At 68.6% G+C, this 14,881-nt stretch carries 12 protein-coding genes and 2 pseudogenes; 5 read left to right on the plus strand and 9 right to left on the minus strand.

Features of this window, described 5'->3' with window-relative positions; genetic code table 11:
* Positions 1-1,003 precede the first annotated feature (1,003 nt).
* Together ACZ45Z_RS18910 and ACZ45Z_RS18915 are read left to right on the plus strand one after the other, a co-directional pair.
* Positions 1,004-1,196: pseudogene (locus tag ACZ45Z_RS18910) on the plus strand (transposase); the annotation flags it as partial.
* Between the two features lie 426 nt (positions 1,197-1,622).
* On the plus strand, positions 1,623-2,858 hold the full coding sequence (locus tag ACZ45Z_RS18915; protein WP_468363510.1) for a glycosyltransferase: 1,236 nt from the start codon (positions 1,623-1,625) through the stop codon (positions 2,856-2,858).
* Between the two features lie 353 nt (positions 2,859-3,211).
* On the opposite strand, the gene ACZ45Z_RS18920 is transcribed toward ACZ45Z_RS18915, so the two are convergent.
* From ACZ45Z_RS18920 to ACZ45Z_RS18930, 3 genes are all read right to left on the minus strand, one after another.
* Entirely contained in the window at positions 3,212-3,781 is a 570-nt protein-coding gene (locus ACZ45Z_RS18920; protein WP_468363339.1) for a DinB family protein, read from the minus strand.
* Positions 3,782-3,988: 207 nt separating this feature from the next.
* A complete protein-coding gene (locus ACZ45Z_RS18925) occupies positions 3,989-5,101 on the minus strand; it encodes an ABC transporter substrate-binding protein (protein ID WP_468363341.1) in 1,113 nt (370 codons plus the stop codon).
* 922 nt (positions 5,102-6,023) lie between these two features.
* A complete protein-coding gene (locus tag ACZ45Z_RS18930; RefSeq protein ID WP_468363343.1) occupies positions 6,024-6,386 on the minus strand; it encodes a hypothetical protein in 363 nt (120 codons plus the stop codon).
* Between the two features lie 52 nt (positions 6,387-6,438).
* Here ACZ45Z_RS18930 and ACZ45Z_RS18935 point away from each other — a divergent pair, with 52 nt between their 5' ends.
* Positions 6,439-6,696: a hypothetical protein gene (locus ACZ45Z_RS18935; protein WP_468363345.1), complete on the plus strand. Its 258-nt coding sequence runs from the start codon at positions 6,439-6,441 to the stop codon at positions 6,694-6,696.
* A 103-nt stretch (positions 6,697-6,799) separates the two neighbouring features.
* Here ACZ45Z_RS18935 and ACZ45Z_RS18940 read toward each other — a convergent pair whose 3' ends face one another.
* Positions 6,800-7,753, minus strand: coding sequence for an HAAS signaling domain-containing protein (locus ACZ45Z_RS18940; protein ID WP_468363347.1), 954 nt, complete (start codon positions 7,751-7,753; stop codon positions 6,800-6,802).
* Positions 7,750-8,088, minus strand: a complete 339-nt coding sequence (locus tag ACZ45Z_RS18945; RefSeq protein ID WP_468363349.1) for a PadR family transcriptional regulator — start codon at positions 8,086-8,088, stop codon at positions 7,750-7,752. The genes ACZ45Z_RS18940 and ACZ45Z_RS18945 overlap by 4 nt, the downstream gene beginning before the upstream one ends.
* 1,013 nt (positions 8,089-9,101) lie before the next feature.
* On the opposite strand from ACZ45Z_RS18945, the gene ACZ45Z_RS18950 reads away from it, so the two are divergent.
* Positions 9,102-10,211 (plus strand): FAD-dependent oxidoreductase, encoded by a 1,110-nt coding sequence (locus tag ACZ45Z_RS18950; protein ID WP_468363352.1) that lies wholly within the window; start codon positions 9,102-9,104, stop codon positions 10,209-10,211.
* Positions 10,212-10,425: 214 nt separating this feature from the next.
* Here the strand turns inward: ACZ45Z_RS18950 and ACZ45Z_RS18955 are convergent.
* Positions 10,426-10,708 (minus strand): annotated as a pseudogene (locus ACZ45Z_RS18955) (IS110 family transposase); the annotation flags it as partial.
* A 138-nt stretch (positions 10,709-10,846) separates the two neighbouring features.
* Positions 10,847-11,635: an alpha/beta fold hydrolase gene (locus ACZ45Z_RS18960; RefSeq protein WP_468363355.1), complete on the minus strand. Its 789-nt coding sequence runs from the start codon at positions 11,633-11,635 to the stop codon at positions 10,847-10,849.
* 165 nt (positions 11,636-11,800) lie between these two features.
* Between ACZ45Z_RS18960 and ACZ45Z_RS18965 the strand changes: the two genes are divergently transcribed.
* A complete protein-coding gene (locus tag ACZ45Z_RS18965) occupies positions 11,801-12,697 on the plus strand; it encodes a LysR family transcriptional regulator (RefSeq protein WP_468363358.1) in 897 nt (298 codons plus the stop codon).
* Between the two features lie 973 nt (positions 12,698-13,670).
* Here ACZ45Z_RS18965 and ACZ45Z_RS18970 read toward each other — a convergent pair.
* Positions 13,671-14,162, minus strand: a complete 492-nt coding sequence (locus ACZ45Z_RS18970; protein ID WP_468363361.1) for a hypothetical protein — start codon at positions 14,160-14,162, stop codon at positions 13,671-13,673.
* An 89-nt stretch (positions 14,163-14,251) separates the two neighbouring features.
* Entirely contained in the window at positions 14,252-14,764 is a 513-nt protein-coding gene (locus tag ACZ45Z_RS18975; RefSeq protein ID WP_468363363.1) for a RipA family octameric membrane protein, read from the minus strand.
* Positions 14,765-14,881: the final 117 nt, after the last annotated feature.

Here is a 14,881-nt window from a genome sequence, read left to right on the forward strand (position 1 = left end):
GACGCAACGGACAGCCGCCCGATCGGCTGGAAAACGTGACGTTCGGGAACGCACGAGAGCACGGCTATCGCCTGGGTCCGGCAACGAGATCGTTCACCCTGCTCGGCCCGTGATACAGCCCGAAATCCTGCCGTGCGGGCATGCCGGGGTCGCCGATCACCGCAGGTGACCAGCCTTTTTCCTTAACCTCGTTGCCGTTGACGTGTCGTGACGCTCCCTGCGTCACGCACCCTGCGCGCTCAGACGCGCGCGACCCCCAAGGGCGAACAAGGCGCCCCACCTCCACGCCTCAGCCCTCTGGACGTGGGCGCAAAGCCGATGCCTGTCGCGGACGCCAATCCGCGGACACACTGCCGCATATCAAATACCCCGTTTCGACACATGATCGCACGTCCTCGCGTTGGGGGGACATGTCGGAATTCTTGGGCTTGATTACGCGACACAACTGCCGCTCCCAACGCGTCCCCCGCGCTGACGCGTCATCAACTATATAGATTCGTAGGACCGGGGGGCAAGAAACGGGGAACCGGGTCCGGATTCACCCTTAAGACGTGGAAGTGACCCTTCTGGGATCTGTGCGAAAGTGAGTCGACGACCAGTGCGATACCTGAGCATGCGACGGTGCCACATACCCTCTTCGCTACTGGGAGCTCGGAACGGAGTGCTGCGCAATAGTCCAACATGAAAGCACTTACTGGGCTGTGGCGATCGTAAGTGCGCGAGCCCAACCGTTTAGCCGGGTCTCGACTGAGGCCCTCTCGAACGGCGGAGCGACTTTGCGAGGTAGTCCTCAGCGCTCATGTGCCAGGGCTTGGCTCCGTTGCGGGCGATGAGCTGGTTGGCCATGGGGATTGGGACTCGACTGGGACTCACGGCAAGCGAAGTCTCCGACGATGAGACTGCGGTGACTGGCACGGCCTGCGTCGACGATGAGCCGGGCGAGCCGGTGGAAGGTGGTTGAGGCGGCCTTCGGAGCGAGAACCTCTAACGGAATGCTCAACAGTTGCGGTTGGATCCGACTCAGCGTCAGGTCGAGCGCCGCTCGCGCTACCCGGGCCGCAAGCGGCTGGATGGCCGCCTGGTCCCGCAGGGCATCCATCCTGTTCGTGCTGCACACCGGAATCTCCTGGGAACATCCGCCCCAGGAGCTGGGCTTCGGCTCGGGGATGACCTGCCGGCGACGCTTGGCCGAGTGGCACCTGTTGACCGGGCAGGACAGGCAACAAGCACCGCCTGATCACGGACGGGACCGGAATCCCGCTCACTGTCACGCTCACCTATGGGAACCGCAATCACGTCACTCTCATGCACGAACCTCCACCTTTGCTCAGCCTCGGACGCACGCTCATCTGCTGGAGGCGCCTCGCGTCACTGCGTCGGAAGTTCTGAGACGGCGCGCGGCCGAGGGGAGGTCCTCCTGCCCGATGTACCGCCGTACGCGGCGGTCGCCGCTTCGCGAGGAGGCTGTCCGTCCACAGCGGACGACCAAAAGGCAAAGGCAAGGAGATCCCACTCCTTGCCACTCTCAACTTATAGCGCCCCAGGGGGCTTGCCGCAAGACCCGGGGTGTATCGCAGAATCGGCGGCCGAAAGCCAGGACCTGCAGAAACGGGAGTCGCGAAGTGCGTGTGTTGTTGACGACGTGGGGATCGCGCGGAGATGTCGAACCGCTGGCGGGACTGGCGGTGGGGTTGCGGGAACTCGGTGCGGAGGCTCGGGTGTGCGCGCCGCCGGACGAGGAGTTCGCGGCACTGCTGGCTCGTGTCGGTGTGCCGCTGGTGCCGCTCGGCCCGTCGGTGCGCTCGGTGGTCGCCGGTACGAAGCCACCGACGGCCAAGGATGCGTTCCGGCTCGCTCCTGAGCTGGTCGCGGCACGGTTCGAGACGCTCACCGCGGCGGCCGAGGGATGTGACGCGCTGCTGGCGACCGGCCTGATGCCGGCCGGCGCACGGGACGTTGCCGAGATACTGGGCATCCACTACGTGCTCGCCTGCTTCCACATCATGGGCCTGCCGTCGCGCCACTTCCCTCCGGGAAGGCGGCCGGGCACGCCGTCACCGAAGGACGAGACAGACAACCGGGTGCTGTGGGAACAGGACGCCCAGCGGGTGAACGCGTTGTACGGCGAGGCGCTCAACAGCCATCGCGCGGCGCTCGGCCTGCCGCCGGTGGACAACGTCCGCGACCACGTCCTCACCGGACGGCCGTGGCTGGCGGCGGACCCGACGCTGTGTCCGTCGGAGGGCATGACCGACCTCGACCTCGTGCAGACCGGGGCGTGGATCCTGCCCGACGACCGGCCGCTCCCACCGGAGCTGGAGGCGTTCCTGGACGCCGGCGAAGCGCCGGTGTACGTGGGCTTCGGCAGCATGGCCGCGCACGCCCCGGAGGGCATCGCCCGGGTGGCCACGGAAGCGAGCCGCGCGCAGGGTCGCCGGGTACTCCTCGCCCGCGGCTGGGCGGACCTGGCCCCGATCGACGACTCCGACGACTGCTTCGTCGTAGGCGAGGTCAACCAGCAGGCACTGTTCCGCCGCGTGGCCGCCGTCGTGCATCACGGCGGCGCGGGTACGACGACTACGGCGGCCCTGGCCGGCGCGCCCCAGGTGGTGGTCCCCCGGATCGCGGACCAGCCGTACTGGGCGAGGCGGGTGGCCGAGCTGGGCATCGGCGCGGCGCACGAGGCCCTGACGCCGACCTTCGACTCCCTGTCGGCCGCGCTCACGATGGCCCTGACGACGGAGACCCGCGCACGAGCGAGGGCCGTGGCCGGCACCATCCGCACCGACGGGGCGAGGGTGGCCGCGAAACTGCTACTCGACGCAGTCAGCCAGGCAAGGCCGTCCGGGTCCGTGTGAACCACACGGAATCGTCAAGCCGGGGACCGGCGGCAACGGCACCCACTTCGGTCAGCCGAGGTTCCGAGGTGTTCCTCGCACGCCTGCTCGCGGGAGCCGCAGGCTTCGGCGCAGACGCGAACGGGTCCCGTTCGCCGGGCAAAGAAAGCCTGTGAGCAACGGGTGGCCAACCCGCTCGGTAGACGGCCTGGTCGCAACCAGCGCGCGCCAGGCTGTCGGCTTCCGCGCGCACGCGCGTCAAGCGACGGCCCGCCGGCCGGGGCGCGGACCGCCGGCAACACCGTAAGCGTTCCCCGTGTCTTCGTCGCCCGCGGGAGCAAAGCATGAACTCTGCCTCCCGCGGGCCGAGTCCGCTATTGCCCCACCCGGCCGTCGACGCATTCGCGCAGCAGGTCGGCGTGTCCGCAGTGGCGGGCGTACTCCTCGATTCGGTGTACCCACAGCTCCCGGATGGAGGTGTTGCCGTGATCCAGGCGCGCACCTAGATCCGCATGCTCGGCCAGCGCAGCGTCGGTTGCCGCCTGTTCGCGGGCGAGATCGGCGAATGCGCTCTCGACCAGCTCCCGCTCCGCGAGGGCGCCCTCGAAGTCGCCATCCTGCTCCCCGTACAGGCTGGGCTCCTTGCCCTCCGGCACAATCCAATTGCGCCAGTCCCGCTCCACCTCGGCGAGATGGCGGATCAGTCCCAGCAAGGACATGGTCGACGGGGGTACCGACCGGCGTGCCAGTTGCTCCGGGTTCAACCCCTCGCACTTCATTCGCAGGGTCAGTCGATAGTCCGTCAGGAAGTCCTGCAACGTCGCCAACTCGCCGTCCGGGCTGGCACCGCCACTGTTGCGGGGGTCTGCGTCGGGGTCCGCCCACATGTCGGGGTAGACGCTGGCCTGGCTCCAACGCTCGGGTATGTCGCTCACCATGCGCATGATCCTGTGCAGCGGTCCGACGGGCAAGTGATTATTGAGGCGTGCCAGGCCGACGCCGGCGGGCGCGGGTGGTCTTCGAAGCCACCGGGCCGCCTGTCGGCAGGAGCGGGGTCGCGCTGAGCCGGGCCACGTGCCGGGTGACGACCTCGACGCCGGGACGGGCGTACCGCTTCAGGGACGTCCGCCGGCGCCGGGCGGTCCCTGGCCTCAGCCGGCGTGAAGGATCCGAAAGCGATCGGGTGCCGCCGGGTCTCGATCAACGACTTGGATTGGCGCCCCGGCCCATTGCCAAACGCTGATGCCTGGCATGCGGGAGAACTGGATCTCCCCGCGGGTGCCTTCGACCGCAACGCGCGGCCAGGATTCGGCAGTGCGCGCCCGGTCCGCACCGTGAGAACGCAGCACATCGGCGAGGACCGCGACCGTGTCGTAGCCCTCGAAGGCGACGAAGGAGGGCGCTTCGCCCAGCCGCTCGCGGAGCACCTTCTCGACGCGTGCACCGAGTGGGCTGAGGCGTTCGGGCAGGTAGCGCAGGAACGGGACCCCGGCGCTGTCGTCGCCCAGCAACCTCGCCCATTCAGCGCACTCCGGTTGCCCGGCCGGAGCACCGATCATGATCTCGGTGAGGCGCTGGTCGCGGCGGACAGACTTGACGATCGGCACGGCCGGCTCCGGGTGGCCGACCAGAAGAAGGAGGGATGTCGCGCGATGGTCGACGAGTTCGTCGCACACCGCCGTGGGGGTGAGCGCGCTCATGTCGAGTTCGATGACGGTGCCGCCGCGTGGAGCGAGGTAGTCCCGCAGAATGCGGGTCCCAGACGCCCAGTAGACACTCGGCTGAGCTGCCACGGCGATTCGGCTGTGGCCCGCTTTGAGGAGGAAGTCCGCGTAGATCTGCCAGCCGTGGGACTGCGGCGGGGAGAGGCGTGCGACCCATTGCGTTGGCTGCTCGGTGAGCGCGTCGAGGACCGCCGACGAGCAGAGGAACGGCAGGCCGAGGGCGTCGGCCCTGCCGGCGGCGGCGCGAGCGACGACGCTGTGGTACTCCCCTGCCAAGGCGGCCACGCCCAGGCGAGCCAATTCCTCTACGGCCGCCGCGGCCCTCTGAGGATCAGCCGCGGTGTCTCGGACCACCAGTTCGAGTGGTCTTCCGACGATCCCGCCGTCGTCATTGACTTCGCGAACGGCCAGCTCAAGCCCGGCGAGCAAGTGTTGGCCTGACTCGAACCAGCCAGGCCGAGTCAGTGGAACGAGAGCGCCGATCTGGACGGTTGATCCGTCAGTCCGCGCCGCTCCGAGTGCCGACGGTGGCGTATTCATGCGTTGGCGTCTCCCGTGTGAAGGTTCTGTCGCAGTCTGCCCGGATCCCGGAGTGGCAAGGCCCGGCCCGTTAGCACGCGTTCATCTCATCGCGCTGTGGTGGGCCCACCTGGGTGACCATGCCGCACATTGCATCCACCACCATCGCCAACAGGCAACCGATTATTCGTTCGCTGAGCTGCCAGGCTTCATACACCCTGGCGGATTTCGGGATCGGGCGAGTCGTGGTGTTCTCGGCGGCACGTGTTCTCTGCGGCACGTGTTCTCTGCGGCACGTGTTCTCTGCGGTCTTTCGAGGCTGTCGACGAGGATGCCCAGGGTGCGCTCCAACTCCCTCGCCGAGTGCGGCGATCGTGGCCTTTGGCGTGGCGATCGGGGCCGTGGCCTTCACCGAGCATCTGGACGGCCCGCAGCAGCTCTTGGGTACCTTCGCGCTTGAGCGTGCCCGGCGATACACCGAGGTGGAAGGTACCAGGGGCCGGCCCTTCTTCAGCGGTGCGCGGCAGGAAATCGAGCGGGCTGGGACGTCGGAGACGTAGACGGCGCAGTCCGGGAGCAGGGCTCCGGCGCCCCGCAGACATTCGCGCAGCTTGTCGGTGCCGCCCTTGACGCGTCCTCGCTCGGACAAGAGTCGCGGTCACCGCTCCGGCCCCGTGTGCGTTGATCCTTCGTCCTCGAACTCGAAGCCGCGCACTCCCATCTCGCGATGCACTCGGTCTCGTCTTTCCGGTCTGTCCGGGCGATGTCGTCCATGACGATCCGGAACGTCGTCGACAGCTCCCAATTGCCCATGCCGTTGGGTGCCCTGGCCATGGACGCTTCTCCTCCTTTGGCGATTTCGGTCGAGTTCGGCGAGCCGAGAAAGGGCCGGCCCTGCCCTGGCACACAGGCCGGGCGGGTTCGGGTTACCTCATGCCGGAGCTCACATGGCCATCCACGGGACCCTGCAGACAGGGGGCTCAGTACCTTCGGGGCACATGCTCTTCAACACCCGCTTGCGCATGGCTCTCCATACGCGCAGCGAACAGACGACGTCGACGCGCAGCTCGATCAGTGACCGCCCACCAGGATCCTGGCCAGGGCGCTCGCAGAGCCACTGCTGCACGAGAAAGTCGTACGTGTCATCGGCCGCTTCCCAGCCTGCGGCAGGCAGCCGCTCCTCCCGCCACGCCACCAGGCGGGCGGCACATGGGTGGACGACGTCTTCCACGATTTCTTTGACCCTCTTCAGGTCGTCTTCGTCCGCGTACAGGACGAAGACCAGACTCCGTGTCTTCCAATTCACAGCTTCTGGGAAGGGCGCCGAGAAGAGCAAGGAGCAGTCGCCCAAGACACCAGTGGGCGACGAGAGCACGCTCGTCATCAACCCCGGCGCCAGCGAGAACACCGTCTACGGGGTCAGCCGCCCGGGCAAGGCCAACATCCCCATAAGCTCGACTGCGCCACCGGAGATGCCCCCTCAGGACACACAGGCCATGCTCGCCGCGACGCTGAAGCGGATGCGGATGCGGATGCGGATGCGGATGCGGCAACTCCAAGGCGGGAACAAGATACGGCGGGCGAGTTCCTGGCGGGACTCCTGTCGGTTGCGTTAGGTGTTGATCTTCCGGCGGAAGAGTTCGCTGTGGGGCCCGGGTGTTCACGGGCCCCACGTGGGACACCCCGCCCAGCTCGACCCATGGACTCGGCTCTGCGGGTTCAGCTCCGCGCCTCGCGGAACCGCTTCACTACCTCGCCCGTGCCCACCGCCAGGACCCCCACCGCAACCACGGTGTAGAAGGAGCCCGGGGGCTGCCAGCCGCCGTTGACGTCGGACAGGAAGGCCGGGTTGAAGAGCTCCTGCCGATGCAGGACCCACGCCAGCGGCAGCGCGAAGGCCGCCTCGGCGGCGGCGTTCCAGACCGCCAGCGAACGCGTCCACACACGCACCGCCCGGATCGCGTCGAGCGTCACGAGGCCGACGAGTCCGGCCAGGATCGGCCAGATCCAGCCCGACCACAGGCCCGGGGCGAGTACGTCGAGGCGTATGCCGCCGCCGGTCCGGTACGGCTGCGCGGTGTGCTGCCAGACGATCAGGGCGATCAGCAGCGCGTGCCACGCCACCCCGGCGTAGGTCCCCGCGCCGCGCTCCTTCGACACGGGGCGCTCCGGCATGTCGTCGGGCGTCCAGGTCCCGCCGACCGTGCCGGACCGCTTGCCGGACCGCTCAGCCAAGGCGAACACCACGGTGAGCCAGGCGACCATCTGGGCGCCGATGGAGAGCACCACCCCCACGGCCCCGCCGATCACCTCGCCGATCCCCTGGCCGTCCAGGACGTCGAGTACCGCGCTCACGGCGGTGACCACCGGCAGCACGGTGGACAACAGGACCGTGAGGATTCGTACGTACGTCGGGTAGAGCCCGGGCCCGATCAGTGCGAGCGGCCGGTCTGCGTACTGGGCGGCGAGCCGGATCGGGTCGCCCATCTCGGTGAGCACCTCGCGCTCTGCGGCCTCCAAGTCGGCTGGGCCGCGGGCCTCGACGGTGTCAGCGATCGTAGCGCGCAGTTCGTCGGCCACGTCGTCGCGCTGGTCGGCCGGGATGCGCCGGACGACCTCCGCCACGTAGCGGTCGGTCAGCGCGCCGGTCCCGGACGCATGCAAGTTACTCAACAGTCCCCCTTGGTCAGTCGTGATATCGCGGCGCCGAGGCCCTGCCACTCGCGCAGCAGTCCGGTGCGGACCTGAACGCCCTCGGGGCTGACCCGATAGAACTTGCGCGGCCTGGACTCGTCGGTGTTCCACTCACTGATGAGCAACCCCTGCTTCTCCAGGCGGCGCAGCAGCGGGTAAAGAGTGTTGCCGTCAACGGCGATCCCCGCATCGCCGAGCGTTTCCAGGAGTGCATAGCCGTACTGCGGCTTCTCCAGGAGCGCCAGGCAGGCCAGGACGACCGTGCCGCGACGTAGCTCCTGGGCCTGGCTGAGGATCAGTTCATCGGTGCCCACGCATGACACAATACTGTGTGTCGCACACTACTGCCACCCTCCACCACCCTCCATGGTGAACCCCGACACTCGCAGTAACGGAAGGCGCCCGAGGCGCCGGGAAACGACCAGCTCAACCCCGGTGTCAAATGCTGCGATGGCTGTGGCGGCGGCCGAGAGTTGCTTCTGAAGTTGGGGGCACTCACGGACCTTTCCGGCAAACTACTTCTGGCGGAGCGCGGCGAGTTCCTCGTCGCATCGGGCTTCGCCGGAAATGGTGGTGCCGTTCCGGACAATGTGATCGTCCCGCTCGGCCATGATGGCTGTCGCCCGGTTCAGTGCCCCGACTGACCTTCGCTTCTCCCCCAGAGGTTTCCTTGGTCAGCCGTCCGCCAGTCCGTTGTGGGGCTCCGGCGAAGAGCCGCCGCATCGCGGCGCGCAAGGTGGCTGCGGTCTTGGCCGGCACGCCGTCAGAGGTGATGGTGCGTGCCGTCGGTGATCTTTCGGCCTCCGTGCGCACCTTCTACAACATGGCCTTGGCCCAAGGGAGTTCGCGGTGATCAGTTCCCTGGGTGCCTGTCTCCTTGGCCATCTCTACTGGCCGGGGCACTTGCGGGTGGTCCACGGTAGTGCCGTCGGGATTCCGCCTGAAGGCAGCCTCTGGAACGGCGGGGAGGTCTGCCTCGGGGACCTTGGCGCGCGTTCCGCCAGGACATGACGGAGGGTGTCATCGTCGATGACACCCATGTGCTTCCCCTCCTGCACAGGTGACATTCCGGTGGGTGTAACTGAGCGCTTCACGTGGCGGGTGAGCGCTTGAGTTGGTGGGCTGAGCCTTTCGCCGCGTCGAGGAAGAGCGGGGGCGCGGCGTCGGCCGGGGACCGGTAGGTCTGGGCCGTCCTGCTGCCGCGGCGCCCGGTCGATTCGGTACCGGCACACCGTATTTCAGAAGCACTTTTTTGGTGACTGTGCTTTCTTGGTCGCGCCGAACGTCCTGGCAACTCAACTCACCCACCTTTCGAGGGGACACCCGCATGAACTCCGCTCACGGCCCCCGAATCGCGGTCGTCGGCGCCGGCCTCGGCGGCCTTGCCTTAGCCCGCGTCCTGCAGCTCCACGGCCGCTCCGTCACCGTCTTCGAATCTGAGGCTTCCACCGGCGCCCGCTCCCAGGGCGGCAGCCTCGACATACACGGCGAAACCGGTCAGGCCGCCCTGCGTGCGGCGGGGCTTATCGACCGGTTCCGCGCCCTGGCCCGCCCCGAAAGCCAGGAGTGGCGCGTGGTTGACCCCGTCACCGCTACCACCCTGCCCTTCCCGGGGCCCGTCCACGACGACGACAGCCCGGAGATCGACCGCGGTCAGTTGCGCGGCCTGTTCCTGGATTTCCTCGCCGAGGGCACCGTCCGGTGGGGCTGCAAGGTCACCGGAGCCACCCCGCTCGGGGACGGCACCTGGCGCCTGCTCCTCGACGACGGCACCACCGAGGACGCCGACCTGGTGGTCGGCGCCGACGGCGCTTGGTCGCGCATCCGCCCAGCCCTGTCGGAAGCCACACCCGGCTACACCGGTGTCACCTTCGTCGAGACCGGTTTCGACGACTGCGACAGCCGCCACCCCGCCCTCGCACGCATGGTCGGCAACGGCACCCTGCTGGCGACCGCCGACAGCAAAGCCCTGCTCGCCCAACGCAACAGCAACGGCCGCATCCGCGTCTACGTCGCCTTCCGCGCCCCGCACGACTGGCAGGTGGCCGCCGACTTGGAACCCGACGACACGGCGGCCGTGCGCGCCCACCTGCTGAAGATGTTCGACGGCTGGGACGAGAACCTGCTCTATCTCCTGCGGCACCACGACGGCGGGTTCGTCAATCGACCCGTGTTCGTGCTGCCCGCCCCGCACACCTGGGAACACGTCCCTGGCATCACCCTGCTGGGCGACGCCGCTCACCTGATGCCCCCCGTCGGGCTCGGTGCCAACCTCGCCATGCTCGACGGCACCGACCTGGCCCAGGCCCTCATCACCGAATCCAGCATCGACGACGCCGTCCGCGCCTACGAGAACCTCATGCTGCCACGCTCGGCCCAGGCCGCCCAGGACTGCGCCCAGGCACTCGACGACCTCATTCCCCCGTCGGACTCCTGAGCAGGCGCCACCACCGCACCGGCCATGGGCCAACACTGCCCGGAGCCCTTGCGGGACACCGGCTCCGGAAACCTGTCCGTCTCCGCACGAGCCGCCGCAGACGTACTCAACCAGGGCAGAATCCGCGAACTGAAACGCTCAGGCACCACGTGAAGGGTTCAGCCACCGTGGGGCTGGGGCAGCCGTCCTCTGCCATCGATTCCTCTTGCCGTTGTCAAAGCGCGAGAGCGGCGGGCGGCGTGAGCTCGTAGCACCGCCCGTCGCGTAGGAGGGCCCCAGAGGACTTTGACGCGGCGGCGAGCCAGGGCGAGGATGACCTGGGTGTGGCGCTTGCCCTCAGCTCGTTTGCGATCGTAGAACCGGCGGGACTCCTCGCACTGTCGGATGCTGAACCAAGCGGACGTGGAGAAGACACGCTGGGGCCTGCTGCTGTATCGCTGGGGACGACGCAGGTTTCCGTTGATCTCCCCGGAGCCGCGCGGGACCGACGCGACGCCACGCCTCCGAAGCCTCCTCCTTGAAACAACTGAGCGGCCCGGCGCGTTGCGCCGCATGGCGGGCGGACCGGGTCCGTACGTCAAAGTGCCGCCCACACGGGCGCGGCGTGGGCTCACCCTGCGTGCAGCCCGGGCGGGTTACGCGGTGGCGCGGGAGGCCGGGGCCATCCGGGCGAGCGCGACGCGCAGCGCGGCGTTGAACCGGTCGGGGAGCTCCTGGTGCGGCATATGGCCGGCGCCGGCGATCACGCTGACCGCGGCTCCGGGCGTAAGGGCGGCACAGGTCCGGGGCACCTCCAGGGGGATCGCGGCGTCAAGCTCACCGTGGAGGTAGTGGATCGGCACTCGCAGCCCGGGCAGTGCCGGGCGCGGATCGTAGCCGTGGGCGGTGGCCTGGTGCTCATCGATGTAGACGCCGGAATCCAAGATCTGACGGATCGTCCAGTCGATGAGCGCGGGTGCGGTGCCCGGCGCGTACCACCCCGGCACCCAGTCGGCGACCGTGCCGGCCCGGTCGCGGCGCAGACCGACCACGAGCTCCGCCTGAGTCTTCCTCGACGGCCAGTACCCCGGCGCGCCCACCGAAACCACACCTCCAGTCAACTCAGGCCCTCGCAGCCCCAGTTCGGTGGCGAAGACCCCTCCGATCGACGAGCCGATGACCACCGGCCGCTCCAGTCGCAGCGCGCCGATCAACGCCACGAGGTCGCTGACCACCCCGGCGGTGGTGTTGCCGCGGGCGGGGCGGGCCGACCGCCCACAGCCCCGCCAGTCAACAGTGACAACCCGGTAGTCCCGGGTGAAATCAGGCAGTTGGGCGCTCCAGGTCCGGCCGCTGGTGCCCCAGCCGTGCAGGAGCAGCAGCGTCGGGCCAGTCCCCTCGTCCTCGTAGTAGAGCGTGGTGTCGTTGACGTCAAGGGTGGGCATGGTGGTTCCCCTCTGTCTCGTGTCTCATGGGCCCTTGCGGGCCGCGCGGTTCGGATGTCCCCAGCCAACCGCGATCACCGCCACCGGCCAATGAGCGATCCGCGCCTACACTGATCTCCAAGGGTGATCAATGCCGGTCACGGCGAACAGAGGGACCGGGGGGCCATGGAGCTGCGTCAACTGCGCTACTTCCTCACCGTGGCGGAGGAACTGCACTTCGGCCGGGCAGCCGAGCGGCTGCACATCGTGCAGTCCGCGGTCAGCCAGCAGCTCCGCCGACTCGAACGCGAACTGGGTACCGAGCTGTTCGCCCGCTCCACCCGCGTCGTCCGGCTCACCGAAGCCGGCAACCGGCTTCTCCCGTACGCCAGGGAGATGCTCGCCATCCAGGCAAGCGCCCGGGAGGCCATTGACGAACTGCGCGCCGAACAGGCCGCGACCGTGCGCCTCGGCACCAGCTCCGGGCTGGGTGTCCGGCTGGACGCCGTACTCTCCGCGTTCACCCGGCACGTCGGCCACGCCCAGTTGGAACTCGTCACCGGCAGCACCGAGGAACGTCTGGCGCAGGTGCGGGCCGGTGACGTGGACGCCGCTCTGCTGCGCGGTGAAAGGACCGACCCTGGGCTGGAGTTCCTGCCGCTGTGGCAGGACGCGTTGATGGCGGCGCTGCCCGCGAGCCACGAGCTCGCCGCGCGGGAGACCGTCGAACTGACCCGGCTCGCGGAACTCCCGCTGCGGCTTTCCCCGCGCTCTCGCAACCCCGCACTCCACGACCTGGTGATGCACTCCTGCCGCGCCGCCGGCTACACGCCCGTCCTGGGCCCGGAGTTCACCAACGACCAGGACACCCTCGCCGCCATCGGCCACGGCAAACCGTCCTGGACGGTCTTCTACGCCCCGCATGCCGACCAGCTCCCCGTTCCCGGCGTGGTGTTCCGCCCGCTGAGCGGTCCGGCGCCCGTCATGCGGACCTACCTCGCGGTGCGGAACGGCCCGCCCCGGGCCGCCCTGCGTGCCCTGATCGAGGCTTGCTATGAGACAGTCGAGGGGGCCCGGGCGTAGGGCCTGGCTCGCCACTTGCCTGGGATGTTCAGCCTTCTTGCCCCACTTCGTAGGGGGGCGGCCGCGGCAAGGGGCTTCCCTGCTACCTGTGCCTTAGGTCGCTGATGACAATGCGGTGCCCGAGTCGCTGGCGAAAACTACTTGTTTATGGGGAACTTGAGGGAATTCCGAGGTCCCGGCCGATATCGCCGCTGGAGACCAGCGCGCTGGTCGCCGACTGTCTGACGGTCTTGGGCCCCGGGCACCAGACGACCAACACCGCACGCCGCTCGGGCACTGGAGCGGAGCAGAAAACCAACGACTGGCTGGACGAATCGGCCTGGACCCTCACGCTCCTGGTGGCCCAGAAGCTCGCCTGCTGGGCCCCGGTCACCCGGAAACACTCGGGATGCGGCGCCTTGAGGTCGAGCACGCGTGCCGTGCGTACAAACTCACGCTCCGCGTGCAGGACGAGGACACAGAGACCGACGTCCGGCGCCGGGTGGAACTGATTGCGGTCCTGGTCCGACCTGGTGGCTGACCACCTCACGGCCCTGGGCCCGGATCATGCCGACACACTGACCTGCCGGGCCGACGAGGCCGCCGACCATTGCGAACCGGGCCTTCACGAAGACGAAGTACGCAACTACGCCGCGCTGGCCACAGACAAGGCCCGCCTGTTCGGCCCGGCCCATCCAGACACCCTGCAACGCAGGGAACGGCACGTCTCCAGCCTGCACAAAACCGATAGCCCCGAAGCCCGGACGCGGAAAGCGCCCGACTGCGCGCTGCACTCGTGGTCGACTGCCTGCGGGTGCTGGGGCGCGACCATCGGCTCACCCAGCAAGCCCTGGGCGTGTAAGCCGGCGGACAGATCACGGCTCGAGCCACGCCGTCTGCGCCGTCTGCGCCGACTGCTTGCCTCTACGCCGCTGCGGCGTGCCACCGATGGGCGGGCAGTGCTCGCGGTGACTGTGAGCACCGAGGGTGGGTGTCAGGTGCCGGACCGGCAAGCGCCAAGGGGCCACACAACGTCGACGGCCAACCCGGCCAAGCGGGCCGCGGCCACGGTGTCTGCCGTACCGCCGCCGCGACCTGTGGGGGCGCTGCCGTCCCAGACCGCGACGAGGCGGTCCGCGCCCTGGAGCAGCCGCCGATTGGCCGCTTCGTAGGCGGCGCGTCCCGCGTGCTCGTATGGCATGACCACCACTTCGGCGGCGGCGTCGTGCAGAGCGTCGAACTCGGCGAGGTCCGCAGGGCGGACCACCGCTTCCCGGTAGTCCCGCGACGGGATGACCGCTGACAGTCGGCCGCCGAGCGAGAGGATCTCCTCGGCGAAGAGGGTGTCGGCGCCGCGGGCCAAGCACGAGCGCCCCACCAGCGCGTCGTCGCGCAGTTCGGCCAGTAGTTCACGGAGGTTTTTCCGGATGGGACCGACTGCCTCGTCGGCCAGGTCCATGTGACCGGTGACGGCGATGGTGACCACGTGACAACTTCTTCCGGCCGAGGCGATGTGCCCTTCACCCTATCCCGTTCCGGCGGCGTGGTGAGCGGGGTGGGGAGTATCCGCGGCCGTCACAGCGCGGCGGCGGCGAATCCCAGGACGTAGGCCAAGGCGAAGAGGAGAGGGATCCAGCGCTCGACACGGTTGAGCGGGACATAGACGCGCCAGTCACGCCCCTGGCTGAGAGCGCGCCATTCAGCGGCCACGAACGCGCGAGCCGGCAACCGCTCCTCGAACGCCGCGATCACCTCGAACTTGCCTTTGTTCAACTGCTGGTAGGAACGAATGGTGAACCACCAGGTGGCGCACATGCCGAGCAGGACCAGCAATGCCCCGACGGTCAGTACGACCGGAGCCCGGCGGTGGTGTTCCTGGGACAGCCAGGCGCTGAGGAAGACGAGCAGACCGCTGTGGAGGGTCAGGAAGAAGGTGTTGGCGAGATTGCGCCGGGCGCTGACCCGGTCGGCCATCTCCACGCACAGCTTGTACTGCTCGAAGACCGCGTTGCGATACGTCGCAGCCGGGTCGGCGTAGTCGTTCGTGTCGATGTCCTCGTTCCACAACGAGTCACTGATTCCGGCCATGGTGGCATCTCTCCGTAGTCGTTACCTTCGCCAAGCCTGTGCGGCCATGGGCGGGCAGGCAGGCGGGCCTCGGTGTGAGTGTTGACCTCGGGGACGGCCATCCAACTCGCCCCGCGC

This window comes from Streptomyces sp. NPDC031210, assembly GCF_055570395.1.